This window comes from Rhizobium sp. SAFR-030, from assembly GCF_059415005.1.
The window spans coordinates 685,174-709,046 of sequence record NZ_JBPFDO010000001.1; the positions used below are offsets into that span (position 1 = coordinate 685,174).

25 protein-coding genes are annotated in these 23,873 nt (G+C 64.7%); 11 read left to right on the plus strand and 14 right to left on the minus strand.

Features of this window, described 5'->3' with window-relative positions; all coding sequences use genetic code 11:
* Nucleotides 1-54: 54 nt before the first annotated feature.
* The 5 genes from ACR65N_RS03625 to ACR65N_RS03645 form a co-directional block, all read right to left on the minus strand.
* On the minus strand, nt 55-315 hold the full coding sequence (locus tag ACR65N_RS03625; protein ID WP_440455768.1) for a hypothetical protein: 261 nt from the start codon (nt 313-315) through the stop codon (nt 55-57).
* On the minus strand, nt 312-794 hold the full coding sequence (locus ACR65N_RS03630) for a putative toxin-antitoxin system toxin component, PIN family (protein WP_440455769.1): 483 nt from the start codon (nt 792-794) through the stop codon (nt 312-314). Before ACR65N_RS03630 ends, ACR65N_RS03625 begins: the two co-directional genes overlap by 4 nt.
* Nucleotides 781-2,418, minus strand: coding sequence for a cisplatin damage response ATP-dependent DNA ligase (locus ACR65N_RS03635; RefSeq protein WP_440455770.1), 1,638 nt, complete (start codon nt 2,416-2,418; stop codon nt 781-783). The genes ACR65N_RS03630 and ACR65N_RS03635 overlap by 14 nt, the downstream gene beginning before the upstream one ends.
* A 244-nt stretch (nt 2,419-2,662) precedes the next feature.
* Nucleotides 2,663-3,673 carry a ligase-associated DNA damage response exonuclease gene (locus tag ACR65N_RS03640; RefSeq protein WP_440455771.1) on the minus strand — a complete coding sequence of 337 codons (1,011 nt, stop codon included), beginning with the start codon at nt 3,671-3,673 and terminating at the stop codon, nt 2,663-2,665.
* Between the two features lie 88 nt (nt 3,674-3,761).
* A complete protein-coding gene (locus tag ACR65N_RS03645) occupies nt 3,762-5,300 on the minus strand; it encodes an MDR family MFS transporter (RefSeq protein ID WP_440455772.1) in 1,539 nt (512 codons plus the stop codon).
* Nucleotides 5,301-5,417: 117 nt separating this feature from the next.
* On the opposite strand from ACR65N_RS03645, the gene ACR65N_RS03650 reads away from it, so the two are divergent.
* Nucleotides 5,418-5,945 (plus strand): MarR family winged helix-turn-helix transcriptional regulator, encoded by a 528-nt coding sequence (locus ACR65N_RS03650; protein ID WP_440455773.1) that lies wholly within the window; start codon nt 5,418-5,420, stop codon nt 5,943-5,945.
* Nucleotides 5,946-5,970: 25 nt separating this feature from the next.
* On the opposite strand, the gene ACR65N_RS03655 is transcribed toward ACR65N_RS03650, so the two are convergent.
* A complete protein-coding gene (locus ACR65N_RS03655; protein WP_440455774.1) occupies nt 5,971-7,485 on the minus strand; it encodes a diguanylate cyclase domain-containing protein in 1,515 nt (504 codons plus the stop codon).
* 259 nt (nt 7,486-7,744) lie between these two features.
* On the opposite strand from ACR65N_RS03655, the gene ACR65N_RS03660 reads away from it, so the two are divergent.
* Nucleotides 7,745-9,127: a TIGR03808 family TAT-translocated repetitive protein gene (locus ACR65N_RS03660; RefSeq protein ID WP_440455775.1), complete on the plus strand. Its 1,383-nt coding sequence runs from the start codon at nt 7,745-7,747 to the stop codon at nt 9,125-9,127.
* Nucleotides 9,128-9,255: 128 nt separating this feature from the next.
* On the plus strand, nt 9,256-9,921 hold the full coding sequence (locus tag ACR65N_RS03665) for a glutathione S-transferase family protein (RefSeq protein WP_440455776.1): 666 nt from the start codon (nt 9,256-9,258) through the stop codon (nt 9,919-9,921).
* Here the strand turns inward: ACR65N_RS03665 and ACR65N_RS03670 are convergent.
* Together ACR65N_RS03670 and ACR65N_RS03675 are read right to left on the minus strand one after the other, a co-directional pair.
* Nucleotides 9,869-10,507, minus strand: a complete 639-nt coding sequence (locus ACR65N_RS03670) for a DUF2087 domain-containing protein (RefSeq protein ID WP_440455777.1) — start codon at nt 10,505-10,507, stop codon at nt 9,869-9,871. The two genes, ACR65N_RS03665 and ACR65N_RS03670, sit on opposite strands and share 53 nt — an antisense overlap.
* Before the next feature lie 229 nt (nt 10,508-10,736).
* Entirely contained in the window at nt 10,737-11,360 is a 624-nt protein-coding gene (locus ACR65N_RS03675) for a glutathione S-transferase family protein (RefSeq protein WP_440455778.1), read from the minus strand.
* A 177-nt stretch (nt 11,361-11,537) separates the two neighbouring features.
* Here ACR65N_RS03675 and ACR65N_RS03680 point away from each other — a divergent pair, with 177 nt between their 5' ends.
* Nucleotides 11,538-11,966: a hypothetical protein gene (locus ACR65N_RS03680; protein ID WP_440455779.1), complete on the plus strand. Its 429-nt coding sequence runs from the start codon at nt 11,538-11,540 to the stop codon at nt 11,964-11,966.
* 54 nt (nt 11,967-12,020) lie between these two features.
* Here the strand turns inward: ACR65N_RS03680 and ACR65N_RS03685 are convergent, their stop codons facing one another.
* On the minus strand, nt 12,021-13,028 hold the full coding sequence (locus ACR65N_RS03685) for an asparaginase (protein ID WP_440455780.1): 1,008 nt from the start codon (nt 13,026-13,028) through the stop codon (nt 12,021-12,023).
* Between the two features lie 99 nt (nt 13,029-13,127).
* Here ACR65N_RS03685 and ACR65N_RS03690 point away from each other — a divergent pair, with 99 nt between their 5' ends.
* The 4 genes from ACR65N_RS03690 (at nt 13,128) to ACR65N_RS03705 (ending at nt 14,933) form a co-directional block, all read left to right on the plus strand.
* On the plus strand, nt 13,128-13,865 hold the full coding sequence (locus tag ACR65N_RS03690; RefSeq protein ID WP_440455782.1) for a DUF3750 domain-containing protein: 738 nt from the start codon (nt 13,128-13,130) through the stop codon (nt 13,863-13,865).
* A 50-nt stretch (nt 13,866-13,915) separates the two neighbouring features.
* The gene (locus ACR65N_RS03695; RefSeq protein ID WP_440455783.1) at nt 13,916-14,143 is read left to right on the plus strand and encodes a hypothetical protein; all 228 of its coding nucleotides are present in this window, start codon (nt 13,916-13,918) and stop codon (nt 14,141-14,143) included.
* Between the two features lie 82 nt (nt 14,144-14,225).
* On the plus strand, nt 14,226-14,393 hold the full coding sequence (locus ACR65N_RS03700; RefSeq protein ID WP_440456112.1) for a type II toxin-antitoxin system RelE family toxin: 168 nt from the start codon (nt 14,226-14,228) through the stop codon (nt 14,391-14,393).
* A 267-nt stretch (nt 14,394-14,660) separates the two neighbouring features.
* Entirely contained in the window at nt 14,661-14,933 is a 273-nt protein-coding gene (locus ACR65N_RS03705) for a ribbon-helix-helix domain-containing protein (RefSeq protein WP_440455784.1), read from the plus strand.
* Between the two features lie 7 nt (nt 14,934-14,940).
* On the opposite strand, the gene ACR65N_RS03710 is transcribed toward ACR65N_RS03705, so the two are convergent.
* Together ACR65N_RS03710 and ACR65N_RS03715 are read right to left on the minus strand one after the other, a co-directional pair.
* Nucleotides 14,941-15,942: an NAD(P)H-quinone oxidoreductase gene (locus ACR65N_RS03710; protein WP_440456113.1), complete on the minus strand. Its 1,002-nt coding sequence runs from the start codon at nt 15,940-15,942 to the stop codon at nt 14,941-14,943.
* Between the two features lie 122 nt (nt 15,943-16,064).
* Complete coding sequence (locus ACR65N_RS03715; protein WP_440456114.1) at nt 16,065-17,858, minus strand: bifunctional diguanylate cyclase/phosphodiesterase; 1,794 nt, start codon at nt 17,856-17,858, stop codon at nt 16,065-16,067.
* A 187-nt stretch (nt 17,859-18,045) separates the two neighbouring features.
* Here ACR65N_RS03715 and betI point away from each other — a divergent pair, with 187 nt between their 5' ends.
* Nucleotides 18,046-18,663: a transcriptional regulator BetI gene (betI, locus tag ACR65N_RS03720; protein ID WP_440455785.1), complete on the plus strand. Its 618-nt coding sequence runs from the start codon at nt 18,046-18,048 to the stop codon at nt 18,661-18,663.
* A complete protein-coding gene (gene betB / locus ACR65N_RS03725; protein ID WP_440455786.1) occupies nt 18,660-20,123 on the plus strand; it encodes a betaine-aldehyde dehydrogenase in 1,464 nt (487 codons plus the stop codon). Before betI ends, betB begins: the two co-directional genes overlap by 4 nt.
* Before the next feature lie 67 nt (nt 20,124-20,190).
* On the opposite strand, the gene ACR65N_RS03730 is transcribed toward betB, so the two are convergent.
* Both ACR65N_RS03730 and ACR65N_RS03735 read right to left on the minus strand, forming a co-directional pair.
* Nucleotides 20,191-20,541: a helix-turn-helix domain-containing protein gene (locus ACR65N_RS03730; protein ID WP_440455787.1), complete on the minus strand. Its 351-nt coding sequence runs from the start codon at nt 20,539-20,541 to the stop codon at nt 20,191-20,193.
* 3 nt (nt 20,542-20,544) lie between these two features.
* Nucleotides 20,545-20,790 (minus strand): type II toxin-antitoxin system RelE family toxin, encoded by a 246-nt coding sequence (locus ACR65N_RS03735; RefSeq protein ID WP_440455788.1) that lies wholly within the window; start codon nt 20,788-20,790, stop codon nt 20,545-20,547.
* Nucleotides 20,791-20,842: 52 nt separating this feature from the next.
* Between ACR65N_RS03735 and betA the strand changes: the two genes are divergently transcribed.
* On the plus strand, nt 20,843-22,495 hold the full coding sequence (gene betA, locus ACR65N_RS03740; RefSeq protein WP_440455789.1) for a choline dehydrogenase: 1,653 nt from the start codon (nt 20,843-20,845) through the stop codon (nt 22,493-22,495).
* A gap of 21 nt (nt 22,496-22,516) precedes the next feature.
* On the opposite strand, the gene ACR65N_RS03745 is transcribed toward betA, so the two are convergent.
* Nucleotides 22,517-23,821, minus strand: coding sequence for a phosphatidylglycerol lysyltransferase domain-containing protein (locus ACR65N_RS03745; protein WP_440455791.1), 1,305 nt, complete (start codon nt 23,819-23,821; stop codon nt 22,517-22,519).
* Nucleotides 23,822-23,873 lie beyond the last annotated feature (52 nt).

Consider the following 23,873-nt stretch of genomic DNA (forward strand, 5'->3'; position numbering starts at 1 on the left):
AAGAGCAAGGCAGATCACGCTTCCTCGACCGGTCATCCGGTCGCCGCGTCCTGGCTACGGCCGATGCACGTCCTCCGGCATATCGTCTCCAGGAAGAGGATCGTCTCCCTGGATGTTTTCGAAAATTGCCAGCGCCTTATCCGGGTCGCCGCGCCTTACCCGCTCCATCAAGGTCCGAACCGCCCGCCGGTGACCGAGCCCCTCAGCAATCAGGGTTCCGAGGAACTGGTTGACCGAAACCTTCTCCTCCTCGGCGGCACTGCGTGCCTGTTCGAGAATGTAGTCTGGCACGCGAAGGGGATACTGGCCCATCATTGCGTCTCCTTGCGATAGTAGTCCTGCAGGAACATCTTCGGCGTCATTGCCTTCAGCCCCAACGGTTTCAGCGCGTCCGGCGCGAGATGCCGGTCGCTTGTCAGAATGATCGTCGCACCCGATGCCAGAGCGCATTCGATCAGAAAGTCGTCCTTCGGGTCGCTCAGAATTGGTCGGAACCGGAAGTAGGACAGTGCCGGCCTTGCGCGACTGCAGAGCGCATCAAGGATTGTCTCGACATCTGCAAATGTCACTTTCGGCGGATCGCCGAGCATGAGTGGTCGCTTCAGAACGTCCTCGTATTCCAACAGAAGCGCCGGCGAAAGCCCGAACTCCAGGCGACCGTGCAGCATCTCCTTCAGCACGAATCCGGACGCGCCGGATGGAGACCGGATGGCGCTGACCAGAACATTGGTATCGGCCACGACCCGCATCCAGCAATCCAGATTGATATCGCCGGCGATATTATCCCTTGCCATCCATCATGGCAACCAGCGTCGCCAGCCGGTCGGCGTCGCGCGGCAGCTTGTCGGCGCGCAGCCGGGCGATGCGCGGAAAGCGCATGGCGACGCCGGACTTGTGGCGGCTGGAGCGGTTGATGCCTTCGAAGGCGACCTCGAGCACGAAGCCGAAGCCGGGTTCGGCCTTCACCGCCCTCACCGGCCCGAAGCGTTCAACCGTGTTGTCGCGGACGAACTTGTCGAGAATTTCGAGTTCCGCGTCGGTGAAGCCGAAATAGGCCTTGCCGACCGGCACCAGCTGTTCGCCCTCCTCGCCTTCGGCCCAGACGCCGAAGGTGAAGTCGGAATAATAGCTGGAGCGCTTGCCGTGACCGCGCTGCGCATACATCATCACCGCATCGATGTTGAAGGGATCGCGCTTCCACTTGAACCACGGCCCCTTCAGCCGACCCGCCTGATAGACGCTGTCGCGGCGCTTGATCATCACCCCCTCGATCACCGGGTCGGGCGGCGCAAGACGCAACCGGTCGAGCTCGGTCCAGTCGGTGAACGGCACCAGCGGCGAGAGGTCGAAGCGGTCGTGCGGTGCCGTGCCGATCACCTCGGCCAGCCGTTCGCGACGGGCGAGATAGGTCTGCTGGCGGACATCGTCATCGCGGTCGAACAGCAGGTCGTAGGCGCGCACGAAGGCCGGGTAGTCGTCGAGCATCTTGGCGTTGACGGTCTTGCGGTTCAGCCGCTGCTGGAGGTCGGAAAAGGTGCGGGTGGCGTTGTTGGAGCGGGCCGTACCGCCGACCAGAAGCTCGCCGTCGATGACACCCTCGAAGGTGATGGCGTCGAGAATATCGGGAAAGGCGCCGGAGATGTCGTCGCCGGAGCGGGAATAGAGCTTCTTCGTGCCGCCGAAGCTCGACATCTGCACCCGGATGCCGTCCCACTTCCATTCGGCGGCGTAATCGGCGGGATCGAGCTTGGCGAGATCGCCATCCTCGACCGGATTGGCGAGCATCACCGAGTGGAAGATCGCCGGCGTCGCGAGAACCGGCTTTTCGGCCTTGCCCTCCAGCCAGGCGAACAGCGCCTCGTAGGGCGGCTCCAGTCCGTGCCAGAGCGTCTCGATGTCGGTGACGTCCTTGGCATTCTCGCCGGTTCCGGTCATCGCCGCCAGCGCCTGCTTGGCAAGCCGCGCCGAAACGCCAATGCGCAGGCCGCCGGTTGCGAGCTTCAGGAAGGCAAAGCGGCTAGAATGGTCGAGGTGGTCGAGCAGATCGCGCACCGCGCCGCGCACCTCGGTGCGGCCGAGCGCATTCATCCGGTGCACGACATCGCTCAGGCGCGGCTGGTTTTCGGACGGCACGCGCTCCTTGGCGCCGCCGTCCCAGACCAGCGAGATGGTTTCGGCCAGATCGCCGACATAGTCATAGGAGTACTGGAAGAGGATCGGATCGAGCCGTTCAAGCGCCAGCTCCTTCAAGAGCGCCGGCTTGACGCCCTTCAGGTCCAGCGTGCCGGCCAGCGCCGCGAGGCCGTAGCCACGGTCGGGATCGGGAGTGTCGCGAAAATAGTCGGCAAGCAGGGTCAGCTTGGCGTTGCGCGACGGGGTAAGCACGAGGCGGTCGAGGAGCGTTGCGAAGGCCTTCATGGGTAGTTACCCTCGACGGCAGAGGGCGAGGCATACCCCCCTCTGTCACTTCGTGACATCTCCCCCTCAAGGGGGGAGAAGACCTGTGGCAATGGCGTGCCCGCAGAAGATCGCAGCGGAACGGCCGGTTTAAGCTGAAGGGCACGGCGCAGCGGTACGGCCTGGCACTGCGGCACGACCGGGTTAAGCCCTCCCCCTTGTGGGGAGGGTTGGGAGGGGATTTTTTCGAACGCGCTCAACGTCATCAATCGCCCTCGTCCTCGTAGCCCACCAGGTGCAGGGGCTTCGCCGGAATGCCCTGCAGCTCGCACCAGCGCACCAGCGCCTCTTCGCGGCCATGGGTCACCCAGACCGCCTGCGGGCCGATCTCGGTGATCGTCTCGAGCAGCTCCGGCCAGTCGCAGTGGTCGGAAATCACCAGCGGCAGCTCGACGCCGCCCTGCTTGGCGCGCTGGCGCACCATCATCCAGCCCGAAGCAAACGAGATCATCGGCTCGTTGAAGCGTCGCGCCCAGCGATCCTGGAAGGCCGATGGCGGTCCGACGACGATGGCGCCGTGGAAAGCGGCCGGGTCCTTCTTCTCCAGCGTCGCCGGGCGCAGCTCGCCAAGCTCGATCCCCTGGCTGACATAGTAGTCGCAAAGCTTTGCCAAAGCCCCGTGGATGAAGATCGGCCGGTCGTAGCCGCAGTCACGGATCAGCCGGATCACCCGCTGCGCCTTGCCGAGCGAATAGGCGCCGACGAGATGCGTGCGTTCGGGAAACTGGACGATCGACTGCAGCAGCTTTCTGGTCTCGGCCTTTGGATCCGGATGGTGGAAGACCGGCAGGCCAAACGTCGCCTCGGTGATGAAGACGTCGCACTTGACCGGCTCGAAGGGCGCGCAGGTCGGGTCGATGCCGCGCTTGTAATCGCCCGAGACGACGATGCGGGTGCCGGATTTCTCGATGGCGATCTGCGCCGACCCCAGCACATGACCGGCCGGATGGAAGGTCACTTCCACCCCGTCGACATCGATCACCTCGCCGAATTCCGCCGGCTGCTCGGAGAGGGTGAAATCCTCGCCGTAGCGCAGCGCCATGATCTCGAGCGTCTGGCGGGTTGCCAGCACATGCTGGTGGCCGGCGCGCGCGTGGTCGGAATGGCCGTGGGTGATCAGCGCCCGCTCGACGGGGCGCACCGGATCGACATGAAAGCGACCGGCCGGACAATAGAGCCCGGCCGGAGTGGGATAGAGAAGCGCCTCTGGTTTCATCCCCTTACAGATAGGCGCGGCGAAGGGACTGGGAAGAGGCGCCGGCGGTTCTGACGATCGGAGGCCGACAGGCGGCAGACTTCGCGCGTCAGGCAGCCGCCGGGGTTTCTTCCGCTACCGGCTGCGGCACGCGCGCCGGCGGCAGCCGGGTCGGCTTCAGGAACAGCGCCGCCACAAGGCCGATCGCAGCGGTGGCGGCGGCCGTCAGGAACAGCGGCGTGAAGGCGTGGTAGTAGACGACCGCCACCGCCTGGCGCGAGGCTTCCGGCAGCGCCGCCAGCGCCTTCGGCGTGATCGCCGAGATGTCCGCGACGCCGGGGATCGTCGTGTCGCTGCCCTTCAGGGCGGTACCGACGATTGCGCCGTAGATCGAAATGGCAATCGATGCGCCGCCCATGCGCATCAGCGTCACGGCACCGGTTGCGGCGCCGACATCCTCGCGCGGCGCCGAATTCTGGACGCCGATGATCGGCGCCTGCTGGCCAAAGCCGACCGCGAGCCCTTGCAGGAACATCACCAGGGCGAGGACGACGAGCGGCGTTCCGGCGCCGAGGAACGAGAAGACCAGCAGCATTGCGACGCTGAGCGCCAGGCCAAGCAGGGAAAACGGCTTGTAGCGGCCGGTGATCGAGATCAGCCGTCCGGCCGACAGCGAACCGAGGACGATACCGCCGGTAAGGCCGATGAAGAACAGGCCGGCAACCGAAGGCGATAGTCCGGTCGTCGTCTGCAGGAACAGCGCGTAGTAGTTGACGAGGCCGATGCCGACCGCACCCGAGCACAGCGTGATGATCAGGCAGAGCGAGAAGGTCGAATCGCGGAACAGCTTGAGCGGCACGATCGGCTCGGCGACGCGGCTTTCGACGAGCACCCAGAGGCAGGCGCTGATGACGCCGACGGCCAGCACCAGCAGCGACGGACCGGCAAACATCGAGCCGAAGATCTGCCGGCTGTCGGCCCAGGCGACCAGGCAGGCGATGGTGGCAGCCAGGAGCACGGCACCGACATAATCGATCTTCGGGCGCCGCTCCGGCCGCCGGTAGGGCAGAAGCAGGCTGATGCCGGCCACCACGACGATGCCGATCGGCACGTTGATGAGGAAGATCGAGCGCCAGCCGAAGAGGTCGCTCATCGTGCCGCCGAGCACCGGACCGATGCTGCCGGAGGCCATGATCATCAGGCTTGAATAGCTCTGGTACTTCGCCCGCTCGCGCGGCTCGAAGAGATCGGCATTGATGGAGAAGATGGAGACCATGATGCCGCCGCCGCCGAGCCCCTGGAAGACGCGCGCGGCGATCAGCGAATTCATCGACCAGGCAAAGCCGCAGACCACCGAGCCGATGGTGAACAGCACGATGGCAAACAGCATCACGTATTTGCGGCCGAACATGTCACCGAGCTTGCCGTAGATCGGCATGACGGCGCTGGAGGCCAGCAGGAAGGACGACGAGACCCAGCCGAAGCGTTCCATCTGGCCGAATTCGCCGACGATGGTCGGCAGCGCGGTGGAAACGATCTGGTTGTCGAGCGTCGCCATGAACAGCGCCGCCATGAGGAAGCAGAAGACGGCCAGCCGGCGTGACGAGGTTGCGACGAGCGGCGGGGCCGTTGGGCGAGAGATATCCATGGGGAGGTTCCAGTTTCGTCGATTTATGTGCTTTCGGCATATAAATGTCAATGGCAACTGCATGCCAACAGCAGAAATGGATTGTCGAGGACGGGCGGCGTCTGCTAGGATTTGTGCATGAAAGACAACCTTGCCACGACCACGGCCGGTGCCGACATCCCCTCCCGGGCATTCGACCCGATCGGAGACACGCTGTCGCGCATGCGCATGCTGATCGGGCGGCGGATCGTTGCCCGTGCGGCGATCGCCAATACCGTGCCGGGTCTCGAACTGTCGCATCTCGACGCGCTCGACGCGATGCAGTTCATCGACGGCGAAGTTACCGTCGGCGCCATTGCCGAACGGATGCGGATCGACCCGTCTCGCGGCAGCCGGCTGGTCGCCGAGCTGGTCGGTCACGGCGTGCTGCGGCGGGATGCCTCGCAGGAGGATGGCCGCCGGTCGCTACTGGTGCGCACCAAGCTCGGCGACAAGCTGCTGGCCGAACGGCGGACGGTGAAGATGGCACTGCTCGCCGACGTGCTGGCCGACTGGAGCGAGGAGGAGCTCGAAAGCTTCTCGCGCCTGTTCGAAAAGTTCGTCGACGGCTTCGAGACGGCCGCCGCGCGCGGCGTGGCGAATGCCGGCGGACAGCGCAACGGCTAGCCGCCTTCAACCTTCACGACAGGCTTCAGCCGGTGGCGGACAATCGCAGCGCATCGCGCCCGCCGCGCTTTGCGTCGTACATGGCGCGGTCGGCGCTGGCGAGCAGCGCTTCCGGCGTATCGCCGTCGCCTGGGTAAAAGGCGACGCCCATGCTGCATGTGGCGCTGATCTCAGCATCATCGACGCTTACCGGCGCCGAGATCGAGGCACGGACATGCTGAAGGCGCCGCACGACGGCCGGGCGATCCTGATCGACATGGCTGAAGACAATGGCGAACTCGTCGCCCCCCAATCGCACGACCAGGTCGCTGGCCCGGACTGAATTCAGCATCCGGTTGGCGATCGTTCGCAGCACCTCGTCCCCGATCGCATGGCCCAGCGTGTCGTTGATCTGCTTGAAGTTGTCGAGATCGATATAGGCGACGATGATCTTGCGGCCTTCGCGGCGCGCGTCGGACAGTGCCCGGCCGAATTTCGGCCAGAACAGAGCCCGGTTCGGCAGGCCGGTCAGCGGATCGTGATGCGCCATGTGGTGGATGCGCTGCTCGTTGCGCGCCCGTTCGATGGCGATGCCGGCCAGGTCCGCTGCCATGGCGCTGATTTCTGCCTCGCGCGGCGTCGGTGCCCGCACCGTCTTCGAATACAGCGCAAGCGTTCCCAGCACCTCTTCGCCGACGGCAATGATCGGCGTCGACCAGCAGGAGCGCAAGCCGAACATCGCAGCGATCTCGCGGCAGCCATCCCACAGCGGATCGCTGTCGATATCGGTGGTGACGATGGTCTGGCGGCGCCAGGCGGCGGCGCCACAGGAGCCGGCCTGCGGGCCGATCTCGATACCGTCGACCAGCCGCGAGAAGGCGTCCGGCAGGTCGGGAGATGCGCCGTGCCGCAGCTGGTTGATGTCCGGATCAAAGAGCAGGACCGAGGCCGTAACGCCCTGCAGCTGCTGCTGGACGAGCCCGCACAGCGCCGTCAGGATCGCCTTCAGGGGCCGACCGCGAGCCACCATTTCCAGCACGGTCGCCTGGCCGCGGTTCAAATCCTCCTGCCGCTTGCGCTCGGTAATATCGCGCGCCATGACGATCAGGCCGACGACCTGGCCCTCCTCGTTGCGCATCGGCGTGCGGGTGGTGAGGTACCAGAGGCTGCCCTCGGCGCCGCGGCCAAAGGTTTCCTCCTGCTCGAAGGCCACGCCATCGGCCATCAGCTGCTGCTCCAGCAGGAAGCGCTGCTCGGCAACCTCGCTCTCCATCATATCGAGATCGAACACGGTACGGCCGAACAGCTCCTCCTCCGAGGCAAGCCCTGCCGCGGCAAGCGCCGGAGCGTTGGCGAAGACGTAGCGACCGCGCCTGTCCTTCAGCAACAGCGATTGCGGGAACTGGTCGAGCAACTGGCGGGCGTCGAGCGACTGGATCGCGAGGCTTGCATCGCTGTCGATATCGGCAGCCGTCGCAATGCGGATCAGTTGCCGCAGCAGTTGATCAAGGGTGGCGGCCTCGACCGGACCAGCCGAATGTGCGGCGGTAGTGTCAGTCATGAACGGGCCTCCTGATGTGATGGCCAGCGTTCTTCCGAAGGAAGGCCGCATGCCGATCGACCGGGTAAGTTCGCCCGGCCTGAGGCTCGCTAAGTGTGCTCGTTCGCCCGTCTCTCAAGCACCCCTGAAAGCAATCCGGCCGCCGTCGTTAAGAATGTCTGTCGCTCGCCCCTCGCTTCGCCACCCCCCCCCGGAGCAGTCAGGTGAAGCGTACCGGAATGGCACAGGTTCATGGCATGGTTCCTGCTTCGAAGGGTGCATGGTGACCGGATCATTTCTATCGCGACGACGGCTGGTGCAGGGGATGGCGCTGCTCACGCTTGGCAACACCGCTCCGGCACTTGCGGCACCGCGAACCTTGCGTGGCGATCAAGATCTGCGCGGCTCGCTGGATGCTGCCCCTTATGGCGTGACGCCGAAGCCGGGCGAGCTTTCCGGCACCCGGTTTGCGGCGATGCTGAAGCGGGCCGCGGCCGACAACACGCCGGTCTTCCTGCCGCCCGGCACCTATCCGGTCGAGGCTTTGGACCTGCCGGACAATCTGCGGCTGTCGGGCGTGGCCGGCGCCTCGCGCCTCCTCTACACGGGCGCCGGATCGATGCTGACGGCGCGGGGGCTGCGGCGCGCCGAGCTTTCCAACCTCGTCATCGACGGCGGCAATGCCCGGCTCGGCGGAGAGGCTCCTGCCCTGCTGCATGCAAGCGATATCGGCGAACTGATCATCGACAATTGTGACATCGTCGGCGCGCCGAAAAGCGCCCTGCATCTCGAACGGTGCGCCGCCCGGATTGCCGGCAACCGGATCTCGGGTGCGGCCGATTATGCGCTCTACGCCGTCGACGGGCGCGACACGACGATCTCCGGCAACCGGGTCAGCGCCTGCGGCAATGGCGGCATCCTCGTGCACCGGCTGCAGAAGGGCCGCGACGGCACCATTGTCAGCGGCAACCGGATTACCGACATCCGCGCGGCGAACGGCGGCACCGGCCCGTTCGGCAATGCCATCAACGTGTTTCGTGCCGACAACGTCATGGTCGGCGGCAATCACATCAGCGGCGCGGCGTTTTCCGCCATCCGCGCCAATGCCGCCTCCGACGTGCAGATCTTCGACAACCAGTGCCTCGAGAGCGGCGAAACGGCGATCTATTCGGAGTTCGGCTTCGAGGGTGCCATGGTCACCGGCAACCTGATCGACGGCGCAGCGAACGGCATCTCGGTCGTCAATTTCGACAGCGGCGGACGGCTGGCGACGATCGCCAACAACATGGTCCGCAACATCTCGGCCGACGGCCCTTACGTGCACGACAATGTCGGCTTCGGCTTCGGCATCAGCGCAGAGGCGGATGCGGCGATCAGCGGAAACGTCATCGAAAACATCGCACGCTTCGGCATGCTGGTCGGCTGGGGACCATATCTGCGCAACGTGCTGGCCTCCGGCAACATCATCCGCCGGGCACAGACGGGCATGGCGGTGTCGGTGGTCGAGGATGCCGGCCAGGCACTGATCGCCAACAACCTGTTCGACGAGACGCCGAAGGGCGCGATCGTCGGCTATCGCTGGCACGATGCGGCAACCCGCGACCTCGTCGACGGCGCTTCCGGCTTCGCGCATCTGGCGATCTCCGGCAACCGCTCCAGCTGACCACGGCGCCGGTGTCCGCCGGCCCCTCTCCCATCGACAAAAATCATCGATACTTCACCGGACGTACTCTTCCGCGCCGGCCGCGCCCGGCATAGGTTGCCGGCAGTCCCGAAACAGGAATGTCCACAATGCTGACGATCTACGGCGCCTACCGCTCGCGCGCGACCCGCACTCTCTGGCTCGCCGGCGAGATCGGCCTTGCCTACGACCACGTCCCCGTCGTGCAGGCGAAGCGCCTGGAAGACCCGCTGGCCGCCGATGCGCCGATCAACACCCTGTCGCCGGCCTTCGTCGCCATCAACCCGATGGGCAGCATCCCGTCGATCGACGACGACGGCGTCATCGTCCACGAGTCGCTCGCCATCAACCTCTACCTGGCGAAGAAGTACGGCGGCGCGCTGGCACCCAAGGATCTGGTCGAAGACGCGGCGATGATGCAGTGGTCGCTGACGGCCGCCACCGAGATGGAAGCCAATGCGCTGAAGATCTCGTCGGCGTCGCTCGGCGAACAGACCGACGAGACGAAGGCGGTCATCGAGGTGGCGGCACGCAGCCTGAAGCGGCCATTCGACGTGCTGGAAGCGCATCTTGCCGACAAGACCTGGATGGTCGGCGACCGGTTCACGGTCGCCGACGTCAATGTCGCGGAGATCGTCCGCTACGCGCAGCCGCATCAGCCGATGTTCGATGCGCGCCCGGCGGTGAAGGCCTGGCTGGAGCGCTGCCAGGCCCGCCCGGCGTTCAAGGCGATGTGGGAGAAGCGGCTGGCGGAGCCGGCGTCCGGACCGGTCTGAGCGGCGGCCGGTTGGACGGCCTCGGCGCCACCTGTGACCGGATGCGGTCCTGTAGGTGGCGGATGAGGTGCGCCGCCTCTGCCGGCGGGCGGGTTTCGATCCGCCGGTAGTTTTTGCAGTCGGCGGAGCGGGAGACCATGCCCCAGTCGATCAGTTCGCGGCGGATGAGCACATGGTCGCCAAAGGCGTTCAGCCGCTTCAGCACCGCGTTCACCTCCGGCTCGCTGAGATCCCGCCGCGCCGGCAGCGCTGCCCAGCACCACCAGAGCGCAAGCTTCTGCTGCGAGGTCTTCTTCGGCCAGCGCAGCATCACCCCTTCGGCATCGAAACAACGCAGCACCTGCTCGATCCGCCTGTGATCGACAGGCTCCGGATCGATGGTCACCGGCTGTGGCGCAGCAAGCCGCTGGCCGGCGCTGGCATCCGCCTTCAGATGCTGGAAATTGCGAAAGCCGGCGCCGCGCGCCAGCATGTTGAGGATCTCGACATGGCTCGGCGGAGCGGCGCGCTCGCCGAGTTCGCGGCCGAGCTTTTTGGCCAGTGCCGAAACATCGGGCACCATGAGTGAGAGGATTGTCTTCGACATCGTTCGTCCTTTGATCGTGCCGTCGAAAAACTGTCGGTGGTCACCGTCTTCCGACCCGGCACGAGGGACAGACCCGTCGTGATGAGAAGATTGTCTGGCAGGTTTAGCTCCCGGCCTGGAACGGCCGGGCGGTGACGCCTGGGTGAACTGCTGACCCTTGCAACACAAAGAAATATCCGGCCGGCCGCTGTCCGTCAACATTAGCGAACGAACAGCTGACGCCTCAGGCTCAGGCCACCGCTTCGGCTGCCAGCGCTGCCTTCACGGCCGGGCGCTCCGACATGCGACGGAAGTGATCCTCGACGCGTGGGAACTCGGCGATATCGACGCCGTCGGACTTCAGCCAGCTCGACATCACATAGAGATAGATATCGGCGACCGTATAGGCTTCGCCCATGACGAACGGACCGACCAGCATGCCGTCCTCGATCAGGCGGAAGCTGTCGCGCATGGTCTGCGGCACCTTGCGCTTCATGTCCTCCAGCGAGGTCGGCTCATCCGCCCAGCGACTGCCGCGCGGCCCGTGGGCGTGGTTGACGTGCACGGTCGAGCAGATGAAGCTGTTGAAGGCCTGCATCCGCGCCAGATCGAACGGATCGTCGAGCGGCGCCAGCTGTTTTTCCGGCGCCATCTGGGCGATGTAGCCGAGGATCGCCGGCGTCTCGGTCAGCGTGCCGCGCTCGGTCACCAGTGCCGGCACGCGGCCCTTCGGGTTGACCTTCAGGAAATCGTCGCCGCGCTGCTCTCCCTCCTTGAGCTTCAGCCGCTTCAGTTCAAACGGCAATCCCGCTTCGATGAGCGCGATGTGGCTCGCCTGCGAACAGGCGCCGGGCGAGAAGAACAGTGTGTGCATGAAGATCCTCCTTATGTCTGCCGCATGTGTAGCATTGCCAGGACGTTCCCAGAAGCACGCATGACAGCCCCGAAGGCGCATTTGGCGGCGGCGATGCAGGGTGGCGATCGAGCGCGGTGATCCAGAGGGGCCCCGGCTGCGTCTATAAGCCCCGAGTCCAACATCCGGAGGCCAAACATGACCGATCGGTTTCAATACGCGCTGCGCGCCGGCATCGTCTTCGTCGCCTTCACCATTGCCGCGTTCGGCCTGGCGACCCGTCCGCTCGCCGCTGCCGAGCAGGCCTATTCAGCGTCCGACATCCAGAAGATGATCATCGGCAAGCGGATCTATCTTGCCGCTCCGATGGGCGGCGAGTTCCCGCTGAACTACCGCCGTTCCGGCGTCGTGGACGGATCCGGAGAAGCGGTGGGTCTCGGCCGGCTGGCAAAACCCAACGATACCGGCAGATGGTGGATCAAGGACGACCGGCTCTGCCAGCAGTTTACCACCTGGTACAAGGGCGCGCCGATGTGCTTCGAGCTCTACCGGACCGGCGCGACGACGCTCAAATGGATCCGCGACAACGGCCAGACGGGCACCGCGCGGATCGGCGAGAGCATCTAAGCACGAGAGGGCGCGGTTCACCCCATAAGTTGCAACAAAGGCGCGCCTGTCTGCTCACGCGAAGAGCGCGTCGGTCACTCTGACCTCGCCGACATGCAGACGGTTCCAATTCTTCATGTCGCGATTGGCCATGCCCATCAGCGTCTCGCGGATCTCGCTGCCCGGCTCGAACTGGCGGGCGATCAGCGCGAAGATCATCGCCTCGGCAGCGCGCGTCGTGCCGTCCTCGCATTTGACGGCAATAGCCACGCCCTGCTCCGGAAGCGCCGCGACAAAGACGCCCTCGGCACCGGTCTTGGCGAAGATCTTGCCGGGCGCCACCTGCATCAGACGCGTGCAGGCGCGGTTGGTGCCGGCGACGTAGAAGGGTTCGGCCATGCAGGCCTCGATCAGACGCCGGGAGGCGACGGCGCGTCCGGCAGCCAGGCCCTCACCCGTCAGCATCTTCGCAAAGCCGTGCGCCAGGCCCCTGAGCGGCACCGCATAGGTGGGGATGGAGCAGCCGTCGGTGCCGCAATTGTCGGTACCGAGAGAAGCGCCCGTGAGGTTTTCCATGACGTCGCGGATTTGCGCCTGCAGCGGATGATCGTAGCCGACATAGCCGGCCGGATCCCAGCCTGACTGGACGCAGGTGCAGATGAAGCCGGAATGCTTGCCCGAGCAGTTGTTGTGCAGCGCCGTCGGCGCATCGAGCGTGCGCGCCTGGCGGATCAGCGTCTGCTGGTCGGACGACCAGTGGGCGCCGCATTCAAGCACCGTCAGATCGCGGCCGGCCTTGCGAAGCATGCCGGCTGCGGTGTTGACGTGCTCCTCCTCGCCGGAATGCGATGCGCAGGATAGCGCCAGCTCCTTTTGCGACAGACCGAAGGCATCCGCCGCTCCGCTTTCGATCAGCGGCAGCGCCTGCATCGCCTTGCAGGCGGAGCGCGGAAACACCGGCGCGTCGACCTCGCCGGCGGAGAAGAGAACCTTGCCGGCACCGTCGATGACGACGGCCATGCCGCGATGACGGCTTTCGACGCGATTGCCGCGGGTGATTTCGACGGTAACGGGATTTTGCATGGGCCTGCCCTGAAGATGCTGCTTTGCTCCGGTCATAGCGCGGCGCACAGAAAAGCCCAATCGCCCGGCGTGAAAAAAACCCTTGCGCAGAGACAGGATATGAAAGCCTTGAAGCCGTTGCTGATCGCCATCCTCGCCCTCTACCTGCTGCCCACATTCGCCTCGGCCGGATGGTGGGCGCTGCAGGACAGGCCGGCGCGCTGGAGCGAGGCGAACTGGGGTTCAGCCGGCATCCTGCCGCAGCCCGCGGCAAGCGAGGACGCGGCGATCTACATCTTCTCGGCGGCCACCGGCGGCCTGAAGGGTGCTGTCGCCAGCCATTCGTGGATCGTCACCAAGGCCAAGGGCGCCAAGACCTACATCCGCTACGACAAGGTCGGGTGGGGTTCACCGATCCGGCGCAATCACCGCTCGGCCGACGCCTTCTGGTATTCGAACAGGCCGCAGCTGGTGAAGGCGGTCACCGGCAGCCAGGCCGAGCTGCTGATCCCCAAGATCGAGGGGGCGATCGCCGCCTATCCCTATGCGGAACCGGGTGGCTATACGATCTGGCCGGGTCCGAACTCCAACACCTTCGTCGCCTTCGTGCTGCGCACCGTGCCGGACATCGATGCGGTGCTGCCGCCGCATGCGGTGGGTCGCGACTATCTGCCGGACGGCGAGTTCCTGCACATCGACGACGACTGGCGCGACATCCACCTGACGATCCGCGGGCTGATCGGCATTTCGGCGGGCTGGAGGAGCGGCTTCGAGGTGCACTTCCTCGGTCTTGTGGCCGGCCTCGATCTCGCCCGACCCGGGATCAAGATCCCGGCGTTCGGCAGGCTTGGCGTTTGAAACTCACGCTCCTCTGACGGATGCTTGCGATGCCGAAGGGATGCTGCACCATGAACCAGGTCATCACGCTTTCACCGGATATCGAGAAACGGCTCGCGCTGCTTGCCAGCCGCACGGACAGGAGCCTCGAGGAGCTCCTTTCCATGATTGTTATCGAGGGGCTTTCGGAAATCGAGGCAGACCTTGCCGCCGACGAAATCGAGGCCCGCGTCGCCTCGGGTGCCGAACGCGTCTACCAGTCGCAGGAGGTGAGACGCAAACTTGCCCTGGACGATTGAGTACACCGCAACCGCTCTCAGGAAGCTCTAAAAACTCGATCGGCAGACGGCCCGGTCGATCCTGGACTATCTGGATCACCGTATTGGCCCGGCTCCCAATCCCAGACACTACGGCAAGCCCTTGACCGGATCACTCAAGGGCCGATGGCGCTTCCGCGTTGGCGATTACCGATTGATCTGCCGCATCAAGGATGCCGAGGTCGTTGTTCTCGTCATCGATCTTGGACATCGTCGCCACATCTACGATTAATAATCTCACGGCCTGAAAAAGGAAAAGGGCCGCTTTCGCGACCCTTCCATGAGTTTGGCCTGTGTTACCAGACCGGAGCGACGGCAAGAGCCGTCAGGCTCCGAGGAAAGTGCGGGTTAGGCCGAGGGCTGCCCCGTCAGAACCGTAACCTTTCCATTGTCCGACTTGCAGACCGAAATCTCATTAGACATTGGATCACCTTCCTTTCGTTACGTTGATGTTGGGATTAAGGTAGGTGCGCTCCCGCGATTGCGCAAGGCACGAAATATGACGAAGTTCGAAATCACGTTACCGGACAGCGTAGCGTCCGAAATTGAAGATGTCGCCCGGATCACCGGCCTGTCACGGCAGGAACTCGTCAGCACCGCAGTGGAGCGGTTCCTGAAGGACCGGGCGCGCTGGCACGAGGACATGAAGGCAGCGACGGCCGATGTCGACCGCGACATCGGTGCCGACGGAGAGGATGTGCTGGAGTGGATGGACAGCTGGGGTATTGCGCAAGAACGTGAGCGCCCGCTTCTGGACGGCGACCTTCGCTGACTTCGCTCTACCTCACCTTCAGCACGATCTTGCCGATATGGCTGCTGCTTTCCATCAGCCGGTGGGCGTCGACGACCTGATCGAACGGCATCACCGCATGGATGACGGGCGCCACGGTTCCGGCTTCCAGCAGCGGCCAGACCTGCGACAGGAGCTCGTCGCGGATGGCGCGCTTTTCCTCCGCCGTGCGCGGCCGCATGGTCGAGCCGGTAATCGTCAGGCGCTTGACCATGATCGGCGCGAGATTGACGTTTTCGGCAACACGCCCGCCGAGGAAGGCAATCATCGACAGGCAGCCGTCTTTTGCCAGCGCCGCGATGTTCTTCTCGAAATAGGCGGCGCCGATCATGTCGAGGATGACGTCGACCCCCTGCCCCTCGGTCAGTTGCTGGACGACCTCGACGAAATCCTCGGTCTTGTAGTTGATGGCGCGGGTGGCGCCGATCTTCTCGCAGGCGGCGCATTTTTCCGCCGAGCCGGCAGTCGTGTAGACCGTGGCGCCGAACGCCTTGGCGAGCTGGATCGCTGTCGTGCCGATGCCCGACGAACCGCCGTGGATCAGGACGCTCTCGCCCTCCGTCAGGCCGGCCATCTGGAAGAGGTTGGCCCAGACCGTGAAGAAGGTTTCCGGAACCGCGGCCGCCTTCACCGCGTCGTAGCCGCGGGGGAAGCGCAGGGCCTGACCGGCGGGCAGCGTGCAGTACTCGGCATAGGCGCCGCCATTCGCCAGCCCGCAGACCTCGTCGCCGATGGCGAAGTCCTCGACGCCCTCGCCGAGCGCCACGACCTTGCCAGCCACTTCGAGGCCGAGGATCGGGCTTGCATCCTTGGGCGGCGGGTAGTTTCCCTGCCGCTGCGCGACATCCGGCCGATTGACGCCGACAGCCTCCACCTGCACCAGGATTTCGCCGGGTTTCGGCTGCGGCAGCGGACCGGAGGTGAAGGCCATGACCTCGGGGCCGCCGAACGAGGGCAGATCGACATGGCGCATGGAGCTCGGCAGCGTCATGGAATTCGACAAGGTCATCGAAAGCGTCCTCCGGAATGCGGGCGTCTGGTCAGCTTGCGGATGTAGGACATCGGCTCGCACTTGGGAAGGCGGCGTCGTGACGCGGCGTTTCATGCAGAGCTTCAGTCGGCGCTGCCGAACCGGCTGAACACCAGGCCGTCCTCGCTGTCCTTGGCACGCCCCTTGACGGTCGCGATCGCGGCACTGATGGCACCGACATCCTCGAGCACCAGGCCCTCGGGCAGTTCCAGCACGCCGATCGAACAGCGCAGCATCGGAAAATCGCGCTCGGTGCCGTTGCGGTCATGACCGCGAATGCTGCCGGAAGCGCGATCCTCGGGCGAGTAGAGGCCGAGCACATCCTCGTGGAAGTCCGACGACAGGCGTTCGAGGATCACCGCCAGGTCGTCATGCTTCCAGCCCCGCAGGCCGATGAAGAAATCGTCACCGCCGATATGGCCGAGGAAATCGCCGTTGCCGAAGAAGTAGCGCTTCATCAGCGCCGAGAACAGGGTGATGGCGTGGTCGCCCGCCTGGAAGCCGTAGTGGTCGTTGAACGGCTTGAAGTGATCGAAATCGCAGTAGCAGAAGTAGCGCGCCTGGTCGTCGTCGCGGCCGAATTCCTGCATGAAATCACGGATGGCGCGGTTGCCGGGCAGGCCCGTCAGAGGGTTCTGATCCTGCGCCAGCTTCAGCTGCTTCTCGTTGATCACCCGGATCAGCGAGGCCGCGGAGACGATGCCCGCATAGCGCATGTTTTCCGTCAGGATGACGCATTCGCTGCCGTCCATATCGGCGAAGATCGTCATCAGCCGCTCGGCATTGGCATCCAGACCGACGATCGGCGCCGCCTCGACGAACTGCGAGATCGACCGTTCGTAGATCTTGTTCTTCAGCAGATCACGGCCGAACGGCCGGTAGATGTATTCCTTCAGGTGGTACTCGCTGATGATACCGCGCGGCTCGTCATTGGCGTTGAGGACCGGAAAGAACGACTGCCGCGGATTGCTGCGGAACAGCTCGAAGACGCTGTCGACGCTCTCGTGCTCGTAGACCGTCGGCAGCATCTCGATCTGCTTGCGGATGAGGATCTCGTCGAGCGAGTGGCTGGAGCGCTTGCCCCGGCCAAGCTCTGCCAGATGCGGAAACGACGGTTGCAGTTCGTTGACGAAGGTGGTCGGCCGGGCGATGAACCAGCCCTGCACCAGATCGATGCCGATATCGCGGCAGGCCACACATTCGGCTTCGGTCTCGACGCCCTCGGCGATCACCCGGATGCCGAGCACATGGGCGATGTTGACGATGTTGCGCACCAGGTGGCGCTTGCGCGGGCTGGCATCCAGGCCGGCGATGAAGTGCCGGTCGATCTTCAGGTAATCAACGGCAAAATCGCAGAGCAGCTTGATCTCCGCGTGGCCGACGCCAAAATCATCGATGGCGAGCTTGAAGCCTGCCTTGCGCAGCCGTGCCACCAGGTCGGCGAATTCAGGCTCGCTGGTGTTGTCGAAGCGCTCGGACAGTTCAAAGCAGATCGACGACGGCGGAATGTTGGTCTTGCGCAGGTGCTGCACAAGCCGGTCGAGGATGAAGTTTCCCTCGCGGATCAACCGTCCGTCGAGATTGATGAACAGCGTGCTGGAGGCGAAATCCGGCAGCGTCGAGAACTTGGCCAGCGAGCGGGCGGCGAGCATCTGCTCGAGGGCGAGAATCTGGCCCGAACCTGCAGCCGAATCGAGAAGGTCGACGGGCGTGTCGAAGCCCAGCCTTTCGTGGCCGCGCATCAGCGTCTCGTAGCCGAAGACACGGCCGGTGGACAGCTCGACGATCGGCTGGAACGCCGTCTCAAGCACCAGCTTCGAGAGCGGCAGCAACCTATCCTCCGTAAATCGCCTGACGACATTCGTCTCAAGCGGCATTGCGCTCGCCATACCGGATCCTGCCACTCCAAGCCCCTGAAATTCGCGCGAAGCTCACATGCCAATCCTCAATGAAGTCTTTCCGCAGCATGACGTTTGGATGAAGCTTTCATGACAGTTGGACGACCGGCGATTTTCGTTGATTGGTCAGTCAATCAAGAATAGTTTGCAGCTTCAGGAGATCATCATGCCCAAGCTTGGAATGGAGCCGATCCGCCGCAAGGCGCTGGTCGATGCGGCCTTGAAGACGATCGGTCACCACGGTTCGCTGAGCGTGACGATGTCCGACATCGCCCGCGAGGCGGGTGTGTCGCCGGCGCTTGCCCATCATTATTTCGGCTCCAAGGATCAGTTGCTGCTGGAAACGATCCGCTCGGTGCTGCGCCAGTTGCATGCCGATGCGGTCGCAGCGCTCCGGGCGGCGGAAACGCCCCGCGGCAGGGTTTCGGCCGTCGTGCGCGTGTCCTTCCAGGCCGATCAGTTCGCGCCGGCAGTGGTCGCGGCCTGGCTTGCCTTCTTCTCCGAGGCACAGCGTTCCGAAGAGGTTCGCCGGCTGCTGGCGCTTTACGCGCGGCGGCTGCATTCCAACCTCCTGTCGGGGCTGAACCGGCTGTCTCCGCCGTCGGACGCAGCGCGCATCGCCGAAGGTGCCGCAGCGCTGATCGACGGCCTCTACATTCGCCAATCGCTGAAGGCCGCGCCACTGTCGATCGAAGCGTCCGTCGCGCTGGTTGAGGATTACGTCACGGCACAGCTTCTGCAGACGGCGGCACGCCGCCCACCCGTATCCGGAGACCCGACATGAGAGCCCAACCGAAAGCCTCCCACTTCATCGACGGCGAGTATGTCGAGGACGATGCCGGAACGCTGATCGAGAGCATCTATCCGGCCACCGGCGAAGTGATCGCCCGCCTGCATGCGGCAACGCCTGCCATCGTCGACCGGGCCGTCGCATCCGCCCGGCGCGCGCAAAAGGAATGGGCTGCCATGAGCCCGACGGCCCGCGGACGCGTGTTGAAGCGCGCCACTGACATCATGCGCGACAGAAATCGGGCTCTCTCCGAACTCGAGACGCTCGATACCGGCAAGCCGATCCAGGAGACGATCGTTGCCGACCCGACCTCCGGTGCCGACAGTTTCGAGTTCTTCGGCGGCATCATCGCTTCAGCGCTGAACGGCAGCCAGATCCCGCTTGGCGGCGACTGGGCCTATACCAAGCGCGTGCCGCTCGGGGTCGTCGCCGGCATCGGCGCGTGGAACTACCCGCAGCAGATTGCCTGCTGGAAGGCAGCACCCGCGCTGGCCGCCGGCAATGCGATGGTCTTCAAGCCCTCGGAAACGACGCCGCTCGGCGCCCTGAAGATTGCCGAAATCCTCATCGAGGCCGGCCTTCCGAAGGGCGTCTTCAACGTCATCCAGGGAGACCGCGACACGGGCCCTCTGCTCGTTGGCCATCCGGACGTGGCCAAGGTCTCGCTCACCGGCTCGGTGCCGACCGGCCGCAAGGTGGCGGGCGCTGCGGCTTCCCAGCTGAAGCACGTGACGATGGAGCTTGGCGGCAAATCGCCGTTGATCGTCTTCGAGGATGCCGACATCGACGGCGCGATTTCGGGCGCCATGCTCGGCAACTTCTACTCCACCGGCCAGGTGTGCTCCAACGGCACGCGCGTCTTCGTGCACCGGAGCCTGAAAGACACGTTCCTGGCGCGGCTGAAGGCCCGCACGGAAGCGATCGTCGTCGGCGATCCGCAGGACGAACGCACCCAGATGGGGCCGCTCGTTTCGTTTGCGCAGCGGGAAAAGGTGCTCGGCTATATCGACAAGGGCAAGGCCGAGGGTGCCACGCTCGTCACCGGCGGCGGCATTCCCAACACCGTCTCCGGCGAAGGCTTTTACGTGCAGCCGACGGTGTTTGCCGACGTCACCGACGAGATGACCATTGCCCGAGAGGAGATCTTCGGGCCGGTCATGTGCGTGCTCGACTTCGACACCGAGGAAGAGGCGATCGCCCGCGCCAATGCGACGGAGTTCGGTCTTTCGGCCGGCGTCTTCACCGCCGACATTTCCCGGGCGCACCGGGTGGTCGACCAACTGGAGGCCGGCACGCTGTGGATCAACACCTACAATCTCTGCCCGGTGGAGATGCCGTTCGGCGGCTCCAAGCAATCCGGCTTCGGGCGCGAGAATTCGGCCGCCGCGCTGGAGCACTACACTGAGTTGAAGACCGTCTATGTCGGCATGGGCAAATGCGAAGCGCCGTATTGAGATGAGTGTGGTCGTCGCACAAGCTCGCCCCCCTCTGCCCTGCCAAGGGCCAGCGCGGTATAGGCTTTCAGATCACGATGTCGTCGAGATCCACCTTGAGCGCGGAAGCGATGCGTTTGAGAACATCCACGGATCCGGTCTTCTTGCCGCTCTCGATCTCGGACAGGTAGGGCTGCGAAATGCCGGCCGCTTCGGCAAGCTCGGAAACGGTCATCTTGCGGTAGGTGCGAAAGGTGCGGATCCGGCTGTCGGTTTCGAACAGTTCGTAGACGAGTTCCGCCGGCCAGGTCTCCTCGCCTGCCCGAACACGGGCCATAATTCTCTCAGCCGCGATGGTGTCGATCAGGTCCTCGTAGTCTTCCTCGGGCACGAGGACGTAAGTCTCGCCGTCGATGATCGTCTTGCGCACTTCACCCATGGCTCACTCCTTGTAGATACCGCCGCGCGGTCCGACCTCGACCACGATGACCAACATCGTCTGCTCGTCGATGATGACCCGGTCGTCACCGACACGAATTCTCAACAGCCGGCTTGCCTTCAACTTCTTGACGTCGACCCGCTCGCCACGCGCGAAGGCATCGACCTTCGATCGGATTGCGTCACGGCGCTTAGGCTGCATGCGGCCCAAAACCTTGCTGGCACCCCGGGTGTACTCCACCTGCTTCATTCCAGCAGTATAGCAAGCAGCTATAGATCTTCAACCGATCGGACCTGACGTAATGACCCAAGCAGATTTCGTCATCATCGGTTCCGGCTCGGCAGGTGCTGCCATGGCCGATCGTCTGTCGGAGGATGGCAGACATTCGGTCATCGTGCTGGAATTCGGCGGATCGGATGTCGGTCCCTTCGTGCAGATGCCGGCGGCGCTTGCCTTTCCGATGAACATGGACCGCTACAACTGGGGCTATCTGTCGGAACCCGAGCCGCATCTCAACAATCGCCGGATGATCGCGCCGCGCGGCAAGGTGATCGGCGGGTCCTCGTCGATCAACGGCATGGTCTATGTCCGCGGCCATGCGGAAGACTTCAACCGCTGGGAGGAGATGGGCGCGCAGGGCTGGGCCTATGCCGACGTGCTTCCCTACTTCAAGCGCATGGAGCACGCGCATGGCGGCGAGGTCGGCTGGCGCGGCACCGACGGCCCCCTGCACGTACGGCGCGGCGAGGTCCGCAATCCGCTCTACCGCGCCTTCATCGAGGCCGGCCGCCAGGCTGGCTTTCCGGTCACCGAGGACTACAACGGCAGTCATCAGGAAGGCTTTGGCCTGATGGAGCAGACCAGTTGGGCCGGCCGCCGCTGGTCGACGGCCAATGCCTACCTCAAGCCGGCGCTGAAGCGCGACAACTGCCGGCTGATCCGCTGCTTTGCCCGCCGCATCGTGATGGACGGCAGCCGCGCCGTCGGCGTCGAGGTGGAGATCGGCGAACGGATCGACGTCATCCGCGCCAATCGCGAGGTGATCGTCGCAGCGTCCGCCTTCAACTCGCCAAAACTGCTGATGCTGTCGGGCATCGGCCCGGCGGCACATCTGCAGGAGATGGGCATTCCGGTGGTCACCGATCGGCCGGGCGTCGGGCAGAACCTGCAGGATCACCTCGAATACTACCACCAGTTCAAGTCGAAGCTGCCGATCACACTGCACGCCCGCAACAACTGGTTCTGGAAGGGTGTTGTCGGCGCCCAGTGGCTGTTCTTCAAGAAGGGTCTCGGCACGTCGAACCAGTTCGAGGCGGCCGCCTTCATACGCTCCGCCGCCGGCGTCAAATGGCCGGACATCCAGTATCATTTCCTGCCGATCGCAGTCTCCTACGACGGCAAATCATCGGCCGAGGGCCACGGCTTCCAGGCGCATGTCGGCTACAACATGTCCAAATCGCGCGGCTCGGTGACGCTGCGCTCGCCGGACGTGAGGCACGCCCCGGTGCTGCGCTTCAACTACATGAGCGATCCGGAGGACTGGGTGAAGTTTCGCCATGCGGTGCGCATCACTCGCGAGATCTTTGCCCAGAAGGCATTCGACCCGTACCGGCAGTCCGAGATCGCCCCCGGCGACGGGGTAGAGAGCGACGCGGAGATCGACGCGTTCCTCGCCGAGCACCTGGAAGGCGCCTACCACCCCTGCGGCACCTGCCGGATGGGCCGTGCAGACGATCCGATGGCCGTCGTCGATCCGACGACCAAGGTCATCGGCGTCGAGGGCCTGCACGTCGCCGACTCGTCGATCTTTCCGCACGTCACCTACGGCAACCTCAACGGCCCGTCGATCATGACCGGAGAGAAGGCCGCCGATCACATCCTCGGTCGCGCCCCCCTGCCCCGCTCCAACCAGGAGCCGTGGATCAACCCACGCTGGGAGGTCAGCGACCGATAGGGCCCGAGGGGTGGAGGGATGTCACTTGCGCAGGATGCCCTTCAGGCCGCCGCCGATCAGCATGGTCACGTCGCAGGCTGAGGAGAACGGCATGCCGCTGCCGGAAACGGCCATGTAGCGCGGCTGCCAGTCCGGGTCGAACTTCGACTTGAAGGCGCGCACGCCCTTGAAGTTGTAGTAACGCTCGCCGGTCTCGAAGATATGCCGGCCGATGCGGTTCCACAGAGGCGCGCGGCGGTGGGTGGAGAGGCCCGAAAGCGGCGCCATCCCGAGGTTCAGCACGCCGAAGCCATCCGTCTTCAGGTGCTCCATGATGCGCACGAACAGGAGATCCATCATGCCGCGATGGGTCGACGGCACGTGGCGCATCAGGTCGATGAAGGCTTCCCCATTGCCGCCGCCCGTGAGCAGGCTGGCGAAGGCGGCGATGCGACCGTCGATCCTGATCACCGCGACACTGCCGGATGCGACGTAGTCGGGCCGGAACGTGCCGAGCGAAAAGCCCTTTTCCGCGGCATTGTGGGCCGCCAGCCAGGCATCCGACACCTGGCGCAACTCGGCCATGTGGGCCGGCACCCGATCCTTCGGGATGAGTTCGAACTGCAGCCCGTCGCGCTCGGCGCGGTTGATCGAACGGCGCAGCTTCAGCCAGTCGCCGCCCCGCATGTCGAAGCGCGTCAGGTCCACTGTCGCCTGCTCGCCGAGCTTGTAGGGGCGAAGGCCGGTCTCGGCGGCGATCGGCAGGAAGTCCGGTGACACCTGGTAGAAGACCGGGCGATAGCCGCTCTGGCGCGCATGCGACATGAACTTCACCACCAGGTCCTGCCAGGCATGGCGCGGACCGACCGGATCAAACAGGGCAATGCAGGAGCGTCCCTTGCAGGCATACATGATGAAGGCGTCGCCGCCGTCGGAAAACAGAACCTGCTTGTCGCCCAGCCGCACCAGCCCGGCGCTTGCCTGGGTCTGCGCCTCGACGATCTGGCAGGCACGGGCGAGTTCCTCCGGCTTCGGCCGGCGCCGCAGCATCGGCCGCATCAGCCGGCGGCCGGCGAAGGCGCCGGTGATCAGCGTCAGCGACAGCGAGGTTCCGGTTTCGGCAGCGCCTGCCGGAAGGCTCCAGAGCCGCAGCCCGAGCAGCATCTCTTCAAGGAACAGATAGAGGAAGACGGCCAGCGACAGCGCTGCCGCACCTTTCACGCCGAAGGCGGAAACGGCACCGTGCAGCACCTCGACGAAGATCGCCCCGAGCGCTGGTTTGGGCAGACGGGCTGCGGCCGGCATGGCAGGCTGCATCACGTCGAGATTGGCGGCATGAATGTCCATGGATAAACCCGTCAAAAGCTAAGTCTGCCTGGGACAGGCGGCTCATGGACGA